This is a genomic window from Pseudomonas sp. NPDC088429 (assembly GCF_044753305.1).
In the GTDB taxonomy this organism is placed as follows: Bacteria; Pseudomonadota; Gammaproteobacteria; order Pseudomonadales; family Pseudomonadaceae; genus Aquipseudomonas; species Aquipseudomonas rustica.
Genome location: NZ_JBIVMX010000089.1, coordinates 1 through 16,652 on the forward strand (window position 1 = coordinate 1; position 16,652 = coordinate 16,652).

17 protein-coding genes are annotated in these 16,652 nt (G+C 59.2%); all 17 read left to right on the forward strand.

All coding sequences use genetic code 11. The features are described 5' to 3' along the window. On the forward strand, window positions 1–1,180 hold a 1,180-nt coding region (gene fabF / locus ACIP66_RS26400; RefSeq protein ID WP_400652026.1), incomplete at its 5' end, for a beta-ketoacyl-ACP synthase II. Then, entirely contained in the window at window positions 1,180–1,995 is an 816-nt protein-coding gene (pabC, locus tag ACIP66_RS26405) for an aminodeoxychorismate lyase (protein WP_400652029.1), read from the forward strand. The genes fabF and pabC, both read left to right, overlap by 1 nt. A gap of 3 nt (window positions 1,996–1,998) precedes the next feature. After that, window positions 1,999–3,171 carry an endolytic transglycosylase MltG gene (mltG, locus tag ACIP66_RS26410; RefSeq protein ID WP_053122598.1) on the forward strand — a complete coding sequence of 391 codons (1,173 nt, stop codon included), beginning with the start codon at window positions 1,999–2,001 and terminating at the stop codon, window positions 3,169–3,171. 19 nt (window positions 3,172–3,190) lie between these two features. Then, window positions 3,191–3,823: a dTMP kinase gene (gene tmk / locus ACIP66_RS26415; protein ID WP_400652031.1), complete on the forward strand. Its 633-nt coding sequence runs from the start codon at window positions 3,191–3,193 to the stop codon at window positions 3,821–3,823. Continuing rightward, window positions 3,816–4,799 (forward strand): DNA polymerase III subunit delta', encoded by a 984-nt coding sequence (locus ACIP66_RS26420; RefSeq protein ID WP_400652033.1) that lies wholly within the window; start codon window positions 3,816–3,818, stop codon window positions 4,797–4,799. Before tmk ends, ACIP66_RS26420 begins: the two co-directional genes overlap by 8 nt. Before the next feature lie 42 nt (window positions 4,800–4,841). Further along, window positions 4,842–5,198, forward strand: coding sequence for a PilZ domain-containing protein (locus ACIP66_RS26425; protein ID WP_007950801.1), 357 nt, complete (start codon window positions 4,842–4,844; stop codon window positions 5,196–5,198). Between the two features lie 15 nt (window positions 5,199–5,213). Beyond that, complete coding sequence (locus ACIP66_RS26430; protein WP_400652036.1) at window positions 5,214–6,005, forward strand: TatD family hydrolase; 792 nt, start codon at window positions 5,214–5,216, stop codon at window positions 6,003–6,005. A gap of 454 nt (window positions 6,006–6,459) precedes the next feature. Further along, the gene (locus ACIP66_RS26435; protein ID WP_007908276.1) at window positions 6,460–7,098 is read left to right on the forward strand and encodes a TetR/AcrR family transcriptional regulator; all 639 of its coding nucleotides are present in this window, start codon (window positions 6,460–6,462) and stop codon (window positions 7,096–7,098) included. Between the two features lie 137 nt (window positions 7,099–7,235). Then, window positions 7,236–8,204: a GTP 3',8-cyclase MoaA gene (locus ACIP66_RS26440; RefSeq protein ID WP_159811500.1), complete on the forward strand. Its 969-nt coding sequence runs from the start codon at window positions 7,236–7,238 to the stop codon at window positions 8,202–8,204. Between the two features lie 169 nt (window positions 8,205–8,373). Further along, window positions 8,374–8,979 (forward strand): DUF4823 domain-containing protein, encoded by a 606-nt coding sequence (locus tag ACIP66_RS26445; RefSeq protein WP_053122582.1) that lies wholly within the window; start codon window positions 8,374–8,376, stop codon window positions 8,977–8,979. Window positions 8,980–8,995: 16 nt separating this feature from the next. Further along, window positions 8,996–9,556 (forward strand): DUF1285 domain-containing protein, encoded by a 561-nt coding sequence (locus ACIP66_RS26450; RefSeq protein WP_400652040.1) that lies wholly within the window; start codon window positions 8,996–8,998, stop codon window positions 9,554–9,556. Between the two features lie 176 nt (window positions 9,557–9,732). Beyond that, entirely contained in the window at window positions 9,733–10,449 is a 717-nt protein-coding gene (locus tag ACIP66_RS26455; protein WP_053122577.1) for a FadR/GntR family transcriptional regulator, read from the forward strand. 135 nt (window positions 10,450–10,584) lie between these two features. Continuing rightward, window positions 10,585–11,460: an SMP-30/gluconolactonase/LRE family protein gene (locus tag ACIP66_RS26460; RefSeq protein WP_400652043.1), complete on the forward strand. Its 876-nt coding sequence runs from the start codon at window positions 10,585–10,587 to the stop codon at window positions 11,458–11,460. A 271-nt stretch (window positions 11,461–11,731) separates the two neighbouring features. Further along, entirely contained in the window at window positions 11,732–12,550 is an 819-nt protein-coding gene (locus ACIP66_RS26465) for an SDR family oxidoreductase (protein WP_159811504.1), read from the forward strand. A 278-nt stretch (window positions 12,551–12,828) separates the two neighbouring features. After that, window positions 12,829–13,833: a substrate-binding domain-containing protein gene (locus ACIP66_RS26470; RefSeq protein WP_400652045.1), complete on the forward strand. Its 1,005-nt coding sequence runs from the start codon at window positions 12,829–12,831 to the stop codon at window positions 13,831–13,833. A 53-nt stretch (window positions 13,834–13,886) separates the two neighbouring features. Beyond that, a complete protein-coding gene (gene araG, locus ACIP66_RS26475) occupies window positions 13,887–15,431 on the forward strand; it encodes an L-arabinose ABC transporter ATP-binding protein AraG (protein WP_400652047.1) in 1,545 nt (514 codons plus the stop codon). A gap of 12 nt (window positions 15,432–15,443) precedes the next feature. After that, window positions 15,444–16,412: an L-arabinose ABC transporter permease AraH gene (araH, locus tag ACIP66_RS26480; RefSeq protein ID WP_026000669.1), complete on the forward strand. Its 969-nt coding sequence runs from the start codon at window positions 15,444–15,446 to the stop codon at window positions 16,410–16,412. Window positions 16,413–16,652 lie beyond the last annotated feature (240 nt).

Here is a 16,652-nt window from a genome sequence, read left to right on the forward strand (position 1 = left end):
AATCATAAGGCATACCATAATTACAACACTCACTGGAATTCTTAAGATAGAACAAACCTACATTTCAGAATATTCCACCCGCTTTGGCGGCTCGGTAAAGGGCTTCAATGTCGAGGAATACCTGTCGGTCAAGGAAGCACGCAAGCTCGACCTGTTCATTCAGTACGGTCTCGCCGCCGGCTTTCAAGCCGTGCGCAACTCCGGTCTGGAAGTCACCGACGCCAACCGTGAACGCATTGGCGTGGCCATGGGTTCGGGTATCGGCGGTCTGACCAACATCGAAGAAACCAGCCGTACCCTGCATGAGACGGGCCCGCGTCGAATCTCGCCATTCTTCGTGCCAGGCTCGATCATCAATATGATTTCCGGTTTTCTGTCCATCCATCTGGGTGCACAGGGGCCTAACTACGCCATCGCCACTGCATGCACCACCGGTACGCACTGCATCGGCATGGCCGCGCGCAACATCATGTACGACGAAGCCGACGTGATGATTGCCGGCGGTGCCGAAATGGCCGCGTGCGGTCTGGGCATGGGCGGCTTCGGCGCGTCCCGTGCGCTGTCGACCCGCAACGACGAGCCGACCCGTGCCAGCCGTCCGTGGGACAAGGGCCGTGACGGTTTCGTCCTGTCCGACGGTGCCGGTGCACTGGTGCTTGAAGAACTCGAACACGCCAAGGCACGTGGCGCGACCATCTACGCCGAGCTGATCGGTTTCGGCACCAGCGGCGATGCGTTCCACATGACTTCGCCTCCTGCCGACGGCGCCGGTGCAGCACGCTGCATCACCAATGCACTGCGCGACGCGAAGATCAACGTCGATCAAGTGCAATACATCAACGCCCACGGCACGTCGACTCCGGCCGGCGACCTTGCCGAAGCCAACGCGATCAAGTCGGTGTTCGGTGAGCACGCCTACAAGCTGGCGGTCAGCTCGACCAAGTCGATGACCGGCCACCTGTTGGGCGCGGCGGGCGCGGTTGAAGCGATCTTCAGCGTGCTGGCGATCAACAGCCAAGTGGCACCGCCAACTATCAACCTCGATGAGCCGGACGAAGGCTGCGATCTCGATTTTGTGCCGCACACTGCGCGCAACATGGACATCGATGTCGTGCTGTCCAACTCCTTCGGTTTTGGCGGCACTAACGGCACCCTGGCGTTCCGTCGGTTCGCAGGCTGATGGACTGCTGGGTCGACGGTCAACCGGCTGACGCTCTGTCGCTGAAAGATCGCGGCCTGGCTTACGGCGATGGTCTGTTCGAGACCATTGCTGTGCGTGGCGGCCAACCGATCCTGCTGGATCGGCATCTGACGCGACTGGCCGATGGCTGTTCGCGTCTGGCCATCGCCGCCGATATCGAGTTGATTCGTCATGAGCTGCTGAGCTATGCGGCAGCGATGGGCGAGGGCGTGCTCAAACTCATCCTCACCCGTGGCGACGGTTTGCGCGGTTATGCGCCAGATCCTGCGGCACCGGGCCGACGCATTCTGCAAGGCAATCCACCGGCGGCTTATTCCGTTGTTCATGCTGAACAAGGCGTTCGCCTGTTTCCGTGCAGCACACGCTTGGCCATCCAGCCGCTGCTTGCCGGACTCAAACACCTCAACCGACTCGAACAAGTGCTCGCCCGTGCCGAATGGCAGGACAGCGAGCACGCCGAAGGCTTGATGCTCGATCAGGCTGGTCGGGTCATTGAAGGGGTGTTCAGCAACGTGTTTCTGGTGCGTGACGGTGTGTTGATCACGCCCGATCTGAGACGCTGCGGTGTCGCCGGTGTGATGCGCGCCGAAATATTGTTTCAGGCCGAGTCATTGGCCATCCCCACGCAAATCGCCGACATCAGCCTCGAACAGCTGCAATGGGCTGATGAAGTGTTCCTCTGCAACAGTGTTTATGGCGTGTGGCCGGTACGCGCCTACGCTGCACTGAGCTGGCCGGTTGGCCCGCTCACCCGTAAACTGCAAACCATTGCCCGCGCGCTACTGGATGCCTGATTCGTGAGACGTAAACTTTTGCTGCTGCTGGAAACCGGACTGGTTCTGGCAGGGCTGTTGTTGGGCGCCAGCGCCTGGAAGATTCACTCCGCACTGGAACAACCCCTGAACATCACGCAGGAAGAGCTGCTGGATGTGCCGAAAGGCTCTACCCCCACCCGTACTTTCCTCGAACTCGAAACCGATGGCGTCATCAAGGACGCGTTCTGGCTACGGGTTTACTGGCGCTTCAACCTCGCCGGCACACCGATCCACAGCGGTGAATACCGCATGCAGCCGGGCATGACCGTTAATGGTCTGATCGATTCATGGAAGCGCGGCGACGTGGTTCAGTACAGCCTGACCCTGGTCGAGGGCTGGAACTTCCATCAAGTGCGTGCTGCATTGGCCAAGGACGAGAAAATCGAGCAGACCCTGAGCGGTTTGAGCGACAGCGACGTGATGGCGAAGATTGGACACAAAGGCCTGTTCCCGGAAGGGCGTTTCTTCCCTGACACCTACCGCTTCGTGCGCGGTATGACCGATGCCGAGTTGCTGAAAAAGTCCTTCGACCGTCTCGATGAAGTACTGGCCAGCGAATGGGAAAAACGTGCGTCGGACGTGCCTTATCGAGAGCCGTATCAGGCGCTGATCATGGCCTCGCTGGTCGAAAAAGAAACCGGCGTCCCGCAAGAGCGCGGGCAGATTGCCGGGGTCTTCGTACGGCGGATGGCGTTGGGCATGCAATTGCAGACCGACCCGACGGTGATCTACGGTTTGGGCGATCGCTACACCGGCAAGCTGACGCGCGCGCATTTGAAAGAGCCGACGCCGTACAACACTTACGTGATTCCCGGCCTGCCGCCGACGCCAATTGCGATGGTCGGGCGTGAAGCGATTCATGCGGCGCTGAATCCGGTCGATGGCACCAGCCTGTATTTCGTCGCGCGTGGCGACGGCAGCCATGTGTTCTCGGATGATCTCGATGCGCATAACGCGGCGGTGCGTGAGTTTCAGCTCAAGCGCCGTGCGGATTATCGTTCCAGCCCGACGCCTGTAGTTGCACCGGAATCTGCGCAAGATCCGATTCCTGCGGCATCTCCGGACACGGCGCCGGAAGCGTTGCCGCAAGTTCCCGCCGAGGAACCTGCGCCAACCCCGGCACCGGACGCCGCTGCACCCTCCAACGCGCAATGACTTTGACTAAGGACTGCCTGTGACTGGCTTGTTTATTACTCTGGAAGGCCCGGAAGGCGCCGGCAAAAGCACCAACCGCGAGTACCTCGCCGAGCGTTTGCGCGCCGCCGGTATCGAAGTGGTGCTGACCCGTGAGCCCGGCGGTACGCCACTGGCCGAGCGGATCCGCGACGTGCTGCTGACCCCGGCCGAAGAAGTCATGAACCCGGATGCCGAGCTGTTGCTGGTGTTCGCGGCGCGCGCTCAGCATCTGGCCGAAGTGATTCGTCCGGCGCTGGCCCGCGGTGCAGTGGTGCTGTGCGACCGTTTCACCGATTCGACGTATGCCTATCAGGGCGGCGGTCGTGGCTTGTCGCTGGAGCGCATCGCCACGCTGGAGAACTTCGTGCAGGGCGATCTGCGTCCTGATCTGACTCTGATTTTCGATTTGCCGGTGGAAATCGGCTTGGCCCGCGCCAGCGCCCGTGGTCGTCTCGATCGTTTCGAGCTGGAAGGCCGGGCGTTTTTCGAGGCAGTGCGCAATGCGTTTCTGAAGCGCGCCGAAGCCGATCCTGCGCGCTATGTGCGCATCGACGCCGGCCAACCATTGGCCAAGGTTCAGCAATCGCTGGATACCTTGCTGCCGAACTTGCTGGAGCTGGCCCGTGGCTGAGGCCTATCCATGGCAGGACAGCCTCTGGCAGCAACTGGCCGGGCGTAAGCAACACGCGCACGCGTATTTGCTGCACGGCCCGGCCGGGATCGGCAAGCGCGCGCTGGCCGAGCGCTTGATGGCGAGCCTGCTGTGCCAGCGTCCGACCCCGGAAGCGTGCGGCGAGTGCAAATCCTGCATGCTGCTCAGGGCCGGCAGTCATCCGGATAATTACATCCTCGAACCGGAAGAGGTCGACAAGGCGATCAAAGTCGATCAGGTGCGTGATCTGGTCAGTTTCGTGGTGCAAACCGCGCAACTGGGCGGGCGCAAAGTGGTGCTGATCGAGCCGGTCGAGGCGATGAACATCAACGCCGCCAACGCCTTGCTGAAAAGCCTCGAAGAGCCTTCCGGCGATACTGTGTTGCTGTTGGTCAGCCATCAGACCAGCCGTTTGCTGGCGACGATCAAGAGTCGTTGCGTGCAACAGGCCTGTCCGCTGCCGAGTGAGGCGATGAGCCTGCAATGGCTGGCTCAGGCTCTGCCGGAATGTTCGGAAGAGGAGCGTGTCGAACTGCTGACGCTGGCGGCCGGTTCGCCGTTGATGGCGGTCAGTCTTCAATCCCAGGGTGTGCGCGAACAGCGCGCGCAAGTGGTCGAAGGCGTGAAGAAGTTGCTCAAGCAGCAGCAATCGCCGACGCAACTGGCCGAAGAATGGAAAAGCATTCCGATGCTGCGCCTGTTCGACTGGTTCTGCGACTGGTCGAGCCTGATCCTGCGCTATCAACTGACGCAGGATGAAGCGGGCCTCGGCCTGACCGATATGCGTAAAGTTGTGCAGTACCTGGCGCAGAAAAGTGCGCAGGGCAAAGTCCTCGAGATTCAGGACTGGATTCTCGCGCAGCGGCAGAAAGTCATGAGCAAGGCCAACCTCAATCCGGCATTGCTGCTGGAGGCATTGTTGGTGCAATGGGCGGGATTGCCTGGCCAAAGATAAGAATGTGTACCTAGACTCTGAACATCAGCAGTGGAGGTCAACATGAATGAACCCGTCAGCCCGGGGCCGCGTAACGGCATCTTGTCCCTGACCATCAAAGACAAGTCGGTGCTTTACGCCGCCTACATGCCGTTCATCAAGAACGGCGGTCTGTTCATCCCGACCAACAAGAGCTACAAGTTGGGCGACGAGGTGTTCATGCTGCTGAACCTGATGGACGAGGCGGAGAAGATTCCGGTGGCAGGCAAGGTCGCCTGGATCACGCCCAAAGGTGCGCAGGGCAATCGCGCCGCCGGTGTCGGCGTGCAGTTCAACGATGGCGACAACACCGCGCGCAGTCGCATCGAAACCCATCTGGCCGGAGCCCTCAAGTCCGACCGTCCCACTCATACGATGTAAGTAGCCGTCCTTTTTATGCTCGTAGATTCCCACTGTCACCTTGATCGCCTCGACCTCGCCGCCCATGACGGTTCGCTGGATGCCGCACTCGATGCCGCCCGGCAGCGCGGGGTAGGGCACTTTCTGTGCATCGGCGTCAGCGCCGACAACGCTGCCGACGTCAAAGCCCTTGCTGAGCGTTACGACGACGTCGATTGCTCGGTCGGCGTGCATCCGCTGGATGTGCAGCCGGGCGCTGCGCCTGCGCTGGATTGGTTGCTGCACGAACTCAATCATCCGAAAGTGGTGGCGATCGGCGAAACCGGTCTGGATTATCACTACGAGCCGGAAGCCGCCGAGTTGCAGCAGGAGTCATTTCGTCTGCACCTGCAAGCGGCTCAGCAGACGGGCAAACCGGTGATCATCCACACCCGTGGCGCGCGGGCCGATACTCTTGAACTGCTGCGCGAAGCGGCGTTGCCTCAGGCCGGTGTGCTGCATTGCTTCACCGAAGACTGGGACATGGCCAAAGCAGCGCTGGACATGGATTATTACATTTCCCTGTCGGGGATCGTCACCTTCCGCAATGCCGATGCGTTGCGCGATGTTGCGAGCAAAGTCCCGGCGGATCGCTTGCTGGTGGAAACCGACTCGCCGTATCTGGCGCCGATCCCGTACCGCGGCAAGCCAAACCTGCCGCAATACGTGCGTGAAGTGGCGGAATTCCTTGCGATGCTGCGCGGTGAGAACTACGAGCGGTTTGCCGAGCAGACCACCGAAAACTTCAAACGGCTGTTCCCGCTGGCCTCCGTTAAATCTGCCATGTAGGAGCTGCCGCAGGCTGCGATCTTTTGATCTTGATTTTGACAGGCAAGGGCAAAAGATCGCAGCCTGCGGAAGCTCCTACAGGTGTGATGTTCGGGTAGCTGGGGTAAGGGTCAAATCGCAGGCAAAAAAAACCCGGGTTCTGGGGGGTGAATCCGGGTTAAGACCATTAGGAGTAAAACAAAGGCACGCGGTCCGTTGGTACCTTTATCGGCGCGACACTTGGGGGAGATGTCGCCCGACAGTTCAAGTATTGATCAGTCTGGCGTGCAGTCCAGTGAGCCGGTCGGGGTTTTTAAACAAATTTGGAATACGTTTGCTTCAGTTGAGTTCTCATTGCGTCCAAAACGTTCTCAAAATGAACAAGAAACGCAGATATGGTCGGATGATCCGTGCATTTTTGCGCAAGTTAGGCATAATACGCGGCTTCGAATTTTGACCCTTCAGACCTTTTCTTATGCACAAAGAACCTCGTAAGGTCCGTGAGTTTCGTCGCCGCGAGCAAGAAATTCTCGATACCGCGCTCAAGCTGTTCCTCGACCAAGGTGAAGACAGTGTCACCGTCGAGATGATTGCTGATGCCGTCGGTATCGGCAAAGGCACGATCTACAAGCACTTCAAATCCAAGGCGGAAATCTACCTGCGCCTGATGCTCGATTACGAACGCGATTTGAACGAGCTGCTGCATTCGGCCGACGTCGACAAGGACAAGGAAGCGCTGTCCCGCGCCTATTTCGAATTCCGCATGCGCGACCCGCAGCGCTATCGCCTGTTCGATCGCCTCGAAGAGAAGGTGGTCAAGGGCAATCAAGTGCCGGAAATGGTCGAAGAGCTGCACAAGATCCGTGCCTCGAACTTCGAACGTCTGACCCTGTTGATCAAGGGCCGCATCAGCGAAGGCAAACTCGAAGACGTGCCGCCGTACTTCCACTACTGCGCATCCTGGGCGCTGGTGCACGGCGCGGTGGCGCTGTATCACTCGCCGTTCTGGAGCAATGTGCTGGAAGATCAGGAAGGTTTCTTCCAGTTCCTGATGGACATCGGCGTGCGCATGGGCAACAAGCGCAAGCGCGACCCGGAAACCCCAAGCAGCTGAGCCATTCAGCCGCCTTATTGCGCCATGATTTCGCTACATGTCGCAGTACCGCAGGAATATACTCAGGCATAGGGCTTGCTAAAACTTGATTTGTGAGTCAAGTTTTAGCGGCTCGAAATTTTTCCGCCGGAGTGATCATGATCGTTGACCGTCAAGGCAGGCGTTTTCGCAATTTGCGCATCAGCCTGACCTCAGCCTGCAATTACGCGTGTACCTACTGCGTGCCCAACGGCAAGCGGCTGGTGGCTGCGCAGGATGAACTGTCGGCCGAAGCCATGGCGCGCGGCGTTGAGTACCTGATCGAAGCGGCCGGTATCGAGCGCTTGCGCATCACCGGTGGCGAGCCGCTGGTCAGCCCGAAACTCGAATCGTTCATGACCGCCGTCGGCAAGATGGGCCTGGAAGACATCAGCCTGACCACCAACGGCCAACTTCTCGCCAAGAAACTCCCGCTGCTGGTCGATGCCGGTATACGCCGGATCAACGTGTCCCTCGATACCCTCGACGCCGGTGCATTCCGCAGCATTGCCCGTGGCGGCGATCTGGCCACCGTGCTTGATGGCATGGATCAAGCTGCTGCGGCGGGGATGAAGATCAAGGTCAACATGGTGCCGTTGCGCGGGCAGAACCTTGATCAAGTGATGCCGCTGCTTGATTACTGTCTTCAACGAGGTTTCGAACTGCGCTTCATTGAATTGATGCGCATGGGCCACCTGGCCAAAGACTCCAATGCGTTTCTGCAACAGTTCGTCAGCCTTGAGCAATTGCTCAGCCTGATCGGCGAGCGCTACGAGTATGCGCAGACTGATGCGCCGATCGATGCCACCGCTGTGCGCTATGCGATTCCTGGCCTGGGCAACTTCGGCGTGATTGCCAACGAAAGCGTGCCGTTCTGTCGGACATGCTCGCGCTTGCGACTGTCGTCGACGGGTTGGCTGCATGGCTGCCTGTCGTCGAGCAACCGCCACTATGTCGGTGATCTGCTTGATAAGCCGCGTCATCAGGCGTTGCCAGCGCTGCAGCGTTTGTTGGTCAAGGCGTTGGGCGACAAGCAGGAAGTAGCGTTCTCCGGTGGCGCCACCGTCATGAAGATTATCGGCGGCTGATACTCCCTATTCGCGGGCAAGCCTTGCTCCTACAGGATCGCGTAAATCTGTAGGAGCAAGGCTTGCCCGCGAAAGCATTCTATAAATCAACGAAGATCCCGAGCTGGCGCAAAAGCTGCATCCAACGGCCATTCGCCGGTTTTCCGTCACCGGCCTCTGGAGGAATAGGATGCGTAGCCTGGTTTTGCTGCTGGCCGTTTTGGCGCTTGGCGGCTGTATGACTGTCAGCGATATGGCCGAAGGCACTCGCTACCAGATGAGCGACGCCGGTTTGCTCGATCACAGCGACAGCCGTCGCGTGAACAACTTCCGCATTCAGCCTGATTCGTTCATCTACATCGCCCAAGGCGCGTTCGCCCCGCCGGGCGGTTCTTACCCGCGTCCAAACGTGGTCGCCGAAGAAGCCTTCAAGGGTTTCGTCGAATACTTCCCGATGGTGCGCCGCGCTCGCGCGCCGGAAGGCCTCGATCAGGCGATGGGTGAGGCTCGCGATGCCGGTGCTCATTACCTGCTGTACACGCGTTTCGCCAAGGCTGACGACCGCATTGGTAACTCTGATGAGTGGCTTGATGAAGAAGCGGTCGACCGTCTCGGCATTGACGGTGGCGTGATTCAGATCATGTTGATCGAGACCAGCACCCAGTATTTGATTGATACTGCACGCATCAAAAGTCGTGGCGGTTTACTGACGTTCCACGACAATAAACCCGAAGACCTCATCGGCCCGCCGCTGGCACAGTACGCGCGCAGCCTGTTGGGGATCGGCGACCAATAAATTCAAGGAGAACGCCATGAGTGGCCCGCAAAAAGCCAATGACCTGTTGGGACAAATCCCCAAAACCAAAGGCTTGCCGCCGGTGCACTTGTGGAACCCGGACTTCTGCGGCGACATCGACATGCGCATCGCCCGCGACGGCACCTGGTATTACCTGGGCACACCGATCGGGCGCAAGCCGATGGTCAAACTGTTCTCGACGATCATGCGCCGCGATGGCGATGATTATTTCCTGATTACTCCGGTCGAGAAGGTCGGGATCAAGGTCGACGACGCGCCGTTTGTGGCGATTGCCGTTGAGGTGGAAGGCGAGGGTGAGGCGCAGCTCTTGCGTTTTACCACCAACGTGGATGAAGCGGCTGAGGCCGGGCCTGAGCATCCGATCCGCGTCGAGATTGATCCGACGACGCAAGAGCCTGCGCCTTATGTGCATGTGCGTACCAATCTTGAGGCGTTGATTCACCGCAATGTGTTCTACCAACTGGTGGAATTGGCGGTCAGCCGCGAAATCGATGGCCAGCGCTGGCTGGGCGTGTGGAGCGGCGGCGAGTTCTTCCGCATCGGCCTCGAACCCTGAGACACACATCCCCCCTGTAGGAGTGAGCCTGCTCGCGATAGCGGTTGATCAGTCAATCCTTGTGGTGACTGACACTCCGCAATCGCGAGCAGGCTCACTCCTACAGGGGATTGTGTTGACACCTAATCATATGATGATTAGCTTTATCACCCATCGCACTCCGCTTTGAGGTGTTCATGTCCAGCAGCTTCCACGCATCCACGGTTGACTGGCTCGGCAGCTGGATCGCCGCCGGCCAGGTCAAACCTGGGCAGACCATCAAGGTCGAGGCGGATCTGGGTGAGCAGCTCGGCGTCAGTCGCACGGTGATCCGCGAAGCGATCAAAACCCTCGTTGCCAAAGGCATGCTCGAAGTCGGGCCGAAAGTCGGCACCCGCGTGCTGCCGGTTCGGCGCTGGAATCTGTTCGATCCGCAAGTCGTCGGTTGGCTGTCGCGCAACGGCTTGCCGGAAAACTTCGTCGATGACCTGCTTGATCTGCGCCGCACCATCGAACCGATGGCCGTACGCTGGGCCTGCGAACGCGCCACCTTCGAACAGATCGAAGCCGTTCAACTGGCCTACAACGCCCTCGAACGCGCGGTCGACAGCGGCATCGATTACAACCGCGCCGATCAGGTCTTTCACGAATGCATCCTCGCGGCCAGTCACAATCAATTCATCGAGCAAATGGTGCCGGCGCTCGGCGCGTTGTTGGCGGTGTCGTTTGAAGTGTCTGCCGCCGATCCCGATGAACTGCGCCGCACATTACCGATCCACAAAGACATGGCCGATGCCATCGCTGCCCGCGATTCCGCGCGCGGCGTGTGGGCGTGCATGACTTTGATCGATAACGCCGATCTGGCGATCAAACGTTTTTACCCAAAAGTCATGGCCGACAAAAAAGCCAGCTGAACTCACAGAAATCCCCTGTAGGAGTGAGCCTGCTCGCGATAGCGGTGAATCAGTCGCATTGAAGTCAACTGACACGACGCGATCGCGAGCAGGCTCACTCCTACAGAAAATCATAAGAACAATAGAGGAATGGATATGCCGTGCACCGCCCTGACCCAACACCGCGCCCAACTCGGTGAAGGCCCGTTCTGGGACGCGCCGACCCAGGCGTTGTACTGGGTCGACATCGCCGGCAAACAGGCCCTGCGCCTGATCGGCCAGAACGTACAAATCTGGCAAATGCCCGAGCACGTTTCTGCGTTCATCCCCTGCGCCAGCGGCGATGCGCTGGTCACGCTCAGCAGTGGCGTCTATCGCCTCGACCTCGATTCCCCTGGCCTCGAACCACACCTGACCCTGTTCTGCGTCGCCGACCCGCAACCCGGCAATCGGCCCAACGAAGCGCGTTGCGATGGCCAAGGCCGTTTGTGGCTCGGCACCATGCAAAACAACATCGGCGAAAATGGCGAAGACCTGCCGATCACTCGCCGCTCCGGTGGCCTGTTCCGCGTCGATGCGGATCAACGCGTCACGCCATTGCTGCGCGGTTTGGGCATTCCCAACACGCTGCTGTGGAGTGACGACGGCACCACGGTTTTATTCGGCGACAGCATGGACAGCACGCTCCATCGCTATTTCATTCAAACGGACGGCCATCTCGGTGCCGCCGAAGCCTGGTACGGCCCCGACCAACAGGGCGGCCCGGACGGTTCGGCGATGGACGCCGAAGGTTACGTGTGGAATGCCCGTTGGGATGGCAGTTGCCTGCTGCGCCTGACGCCTGAAGGCAAAGTCGAGCGCAAAATCGAGTTGCCTGTCAGCCGCCCGACCAGTTGCGTGTTCGGTGGCGATGACCTGAAAACCCTGTACATCACCAGCGCCCAGAGCCCGCACAAGCATCATCTGGACGGTGCAGTGCTGTCGATGCGCGTTGATGTGCCGGGAAAACTCTGTACGCGCTTTGCTGGTTAAATCCCAAAATATGGGATGCAAAATTATATATTGAGATTATTTGGCCGACGGGTTTATAGTCGGCTCCAGCAGTAACACGCACTCACACTTAAAAAGAACAAAACAGGTGAAGTGATGCAGCGAATCTCCATCGCACTCCCACTCGGAGTCCGCGTCTCGCAACGGCCCCATGCCGTCAGCGACGCCTGCCTGTTTTGTTTCAAACGCCTTCCGAACCGGACATCTTCAGCTGTCCGGTTTTTTTGTGCTTGCGAAACAGGAGTCGAGATCCATGGCTGAACCCCTTTCCCTGCCGCCGGTGCCTGCACCGCCGAAGGGCGAGCGTCTGAAAGACAAAGTGGTCTTGCTGACCGGCGCTGCGCAAGGCATCGGTGAAGCGATCGTTGCTGCGTTTGCTTCGCAGCAAGCGAAACTGCTGATCAGCGATATTCAGGCCGAAAAGGTTGAGAAGGTTGCCGCCCACTGGCGCGAGCAGGGCTGTGACGTGCAGGCGCTCAAGGCCGATGTGTCGCGCCAGCACGATCTGCACGCGATGGCCAAACGCGCCGTTGAGCTGCACGGGCGTATCGACGTGCTGGTCAACTGCGCCGGGGTCAACGTGTTCCGCGATCCGCTGGAAATGACCGATGAAGACTGGCATCGCTGCTTCGCCATCGACCTCGATGGTGCCTGGTTCGGCTGCAAAGCCGTGCTGCCGCAGATGATCGAGCAGGGCGTTGGCAGCATCATCAACATCGCCTCGACCCATTCCAGCCACATCATTCCCGGCTGCTTCCCGTACCCGGTGGCCAAACATGGTTTGCTTGGCCTGACCCGCGCCCTTGGCATCGAATACGCGGCGAAAGGCATTCGCGTCAACGCCATCGCGCCGGGCTACATCGAAACCCAATTGAATGTTGATTACTGGAACGGTTTCGCCGATCCGCACGCCGAACGTCAGCGCGCCTTCGATCTGCACCCGCCGAAACGTATTGGTCAGCCGCTGGAAGTGGCGATGACTGCGGTGTTTCTGGCCAGTGATGAAGCACCGTTTATCAACGCGTCATGCATCACCATCGATGGTGGCCGCTCGGTGATGTACCACGACTGAGCGCAGCGGCTTTCACGCGGATAGATCCGGGTGAAATTCAATCATCATACGATATGACTATTTTCAACAGGCTTTGCAGCAGTACGTGTCACGCCACCACACCTGTGGCGAGGGAGCTTGCTCCCGCTCGGCTGCGCAGCAGTCGTAAATTCGGGCTATGCGGTATGTCTGATTGACCGAGGTAACCGGTTTTAGGGCCGCTTCGCAGCCCAGCGGGAGCAAGCTCCCTCGCCACAAGCTGTTTAATTTGCTCAAAAAAAATAACAAGGAGTCAGCTTATGAAACGTCGTTTCGGGATTCGTACCCTGTGCACTACCGCCCTGGCGGTCACTGCATTCAGCCTGAGCAGTTCGCTGCTCGCTGCCGACACCGTGAAAATCGGTTTTCTGGTCAAGCAGGCGGAAGAGCCGTGGTTCCAGACCGAGTGGGCTTTCGCCGAGAAAGCCGCCAAGGACAAGGGCTTCGAACTGATCAAGATTGCTGTGCCGGATGGCGAGAAAACCCTATCGGCCATCGACAGCCTTGCCGCCAACGGTGCCAAGGGCTTTGTGATCTGCCCGCCGGACGTGTCGCTCGGCCCGGCAATCATGGCCAAAGCCAAGCTCAATGACCTGAAAGTGATTGCCGTCGACGACCGTTTTGTCGACGCCAACGGCAAGTTCATGGAAGACGTGCCGTACCTCGGCATGGCCGCGTTCGAAGTCGGCCAGAAGCAGGGCAGCGCGATGGTCGCCGAAGCGAAGAAGCGTAACTGGGACTGGAAAGACACTTACGCTGTGGTCAACACCTACAACGAACTCGACACCGGCAAGAAGCGCACCGACGGCTCGGTGAAATCCCTTGAAGACGCCGGCATGCCGAAGGATCACATCCTCTTCGCCGCGCTGAAAACCCTCGACGTACCGGGCAGCATGGACGCCACCAACTCGGCGCTGGTGAAACTGCCGAGCGCGGCGAAAAACCTGATCATCGGCGGCATGAACGACAACACCGTGCTCGGCGGCGTGCGCGCCACTGAAGCGGCCGGTTTTGCCGCGACCAACGTGATCGGCATCGGCATCAACGGCACCGACGCCATTGGCGAACTGAAAAAGCCTAACAGCGGTTTCTTCGGTTCGATGCTGCCAAGCCCGCACATCGAAGGCTACAAAACCGCCGAGATGATGTACGAGTGGGTGACCACCGGCAAAGAACCGCCGAAGTACACCGCGATGGACGACGTCACCCTGATCACCCGCGAAAACTTCAAGCAAGAGCTGGAAAAAATCGGCTTGTGGAACTGATGCAGCGACGGCCCGGGCAGCCGGGCCGTTTTTCGGTGTGAAGAGGTGGCTTTATGCACGCGCAAGTACAGACACAACAACACAGCTCCAGCGGCAGCCTGCGCTTCAACGGGATCGGCAAAACCTTTCCCGGTGTGAAGGCGCTGGACGCCATCAGTTTCGTCGCGCATCCGGGGCAGGTTCATGCCTTGATGGGCGAGAACGGCGCCGGCAAATCGACTCTGCTGAAAATCCTTGGTGGCGCTTACATACCGAGCAGCGGCGAGTTGCAGATCGGCGAGCAGACCATGGCGTTCAGGTCGACCGCCGACAGCATCGGCAGCGGCGTCGCGGTGATTCACCAGGAGCTGCATCTGGTGCCGGAAATGACCGTCGCCGAAAACCTGTTTCTCGGCCATCTGCCAGCGAGTTTCGGTTTGATCAATCGCGGCGCCTTGCGTCAGCAAGCCTTGAATTGCTTGAAAGGTCTGGCCGACGAAATCGATCCGCAGACCAAGGTCGGACGCCTGTCCCTCGGCCAGCGGCAACTGGTGGAAATCGCCAAAGCCCTGTCGCGCGGCGCCCATGTGATCGCCTTCGACGAACCGACCAGCAGCCTCTCGGCCCGTGAGATCGACCGCTTGATGGCGATCATTGGTCGTCTGCGTGACGAGGGCAAAGTGGTGCTCTACGTCTCGCACCGGATGGAAGAAGTGTTCCGTATCTGCGACGCGGTGACGGTGTTCAAGGACGGTCGCTACGTGCGCACCTTCGAGGACATGAGCCAGCTCACCCACGATCAACTGGTGACCTGCATGGTCGGTCGCGACATTCAGGACATCTACGATTATCGCCATCGTCCACGCGGCGCTGTCGCGCTGAAGGTCGACGGTTTACTCGGTCCGGGTCTGCGTGAGCCGATCAGTTTCGAGGCGCACAAAGGTGAAATTCTTGGCCTGTTCGGATTGGTCGGGGCAGGGCGCACCGAGCTGTTTCGCTTGCTCAGCGGCCTTGAACGCAACACCGCCGGACGCCTCGAATTGCGCGGTTACGAATTGAAACTGCGCTCACCGCGCGACGCGATTGCCGCCGGGATTTTGCTCTGCCCGGAGGATCGCAAGAAGGAAGGCATCATCCCGCTGGCCAGCGTCGCCGAGAATATCAACATCAGTGCCCGTGGCGCCCATTCGGGGCTCGGCTGCCTGATTCGCGGTCTGTGGGAAAAGGGCAACGCCGACAAACAGATCAAAGCGCTGAAAGTGAAGACCCCGCACGCCGGTCAGCAGATCAAATTCCTTTCCGGCGGCAATCAGCAGAAAGCCATTCTTGGCCGCTGGCTGTCGATGCCGATGAAAGTTCTGCTGCTCGACGAACCAACGCGCGGCATCGACATCGGCGCCAAAGCGGAGATCTACCAGATCATCCACAACCTCGCCGCCGAGGGCATTTCGGTGATCGTGGTGTCCAGCGACCTGATGGAAGTGATGGGCATTTCCGACCGCATTCTGGTGCTCTGTGAAGGCGCCCTGCGCGGCGAAATCAGCCGCGACCAGGCTAACGAATCCAACCTGCTGCAACTGGCTTTGCCGCGCCACCGCGCTGACGGCGTGGCGAACTGAGAGGTGACTATGATGACAACCCAAAACGAAACCCTGCCCAAAGAGCGCAAACCGCTGGACATGCGCCGCTTCCTTGATGACTGGGTCATGTTGCTGGCGGCGGTGGGCATTTTCGTTGCCTGTACGCTGCTGATCGACAACTTCCTTTCGCCGCTGAACATGCGTGGCCTCGGCCTGGCGATTTCCACCACCGGGATCGCGGCGTGCACGATGTTGTACTGCCTGGCGTCGGGGCATTTCGACTTGTCGGTGGGCTCGGTGATTGCCTGCGCCGGCGTGGTCGCGGCAGTGGTGATGCGCGACACCAACAGCGTGTTTCTCGGTGTCAGTGCAGCGTTGGTGATGGGCCTGATTGTCGGGCTGATCAACGGAATCGTGATTGCCAAGTTGCGCGTCAATGCGTTGATCACGACGTTGGCGACCATGCAGATTGTTCGCGGTCTGGCTTACATTTTTGCCAATGGCAAAGCGGTGGGTGTTTCGCAGGAATCGTTCTTCGTGTTTGGTAACGGCCAGTTGTTTGGCGTGCCGGTGCCGATTCTGATCACCATCGTGTGCTTTTTGTTTTTCGGCTGGCTGCTGAATTACACCACCTACGGGCGCAACACCATGGCCATCGGCGGCAACCAGGAAGCGGCGCTGCTGGCGGGCGTGAACGTTGATCGCACCAAGATCATTATCTTTGCCGTGCATGGCGTGATTGGTGCGCTGGCGGGGGTGATTCTGGCGTCGCGGATGACCTCGGGGCAGCCGATGATTGGTCAGGGGTTTGAGCTGACGGTGATTTCAGCTTGCGTGTTGGGCGGGGTGTCGCTGAGCGGCGGGATTGGCATGATTCGGCATGTGATTGCCGGGGTGTTGATTTTGGCGATCATCGAGAATGCGATGAACCTGAAGAATATTGATACCTTCTACCAGTACGTGATTCGCGGGTCGATTCTGCTGCTGGCCGTCGTCATCGATCGCCTCAAACAACGCTAAGATCAAGAGCCCCTCACCCCAGCCCTCTCCCGGAGGGAGAGGGGGAAAGGGAGCAGATCTCCTGGCTTTTCAAAACCTGAGTTCGACTCGATATTTCAGGTCGATGTAAGTAGAACAAACACCTCGATCAGTCCCCTCTCCCTCCGGGAGAGGGCTAGGGTGGGTAAAGACCGGGTACATCCTTTACGTTTGAGACCGGGGACATGGTTTACAGGTATCAATCATGGTCAGGAGGTGCTG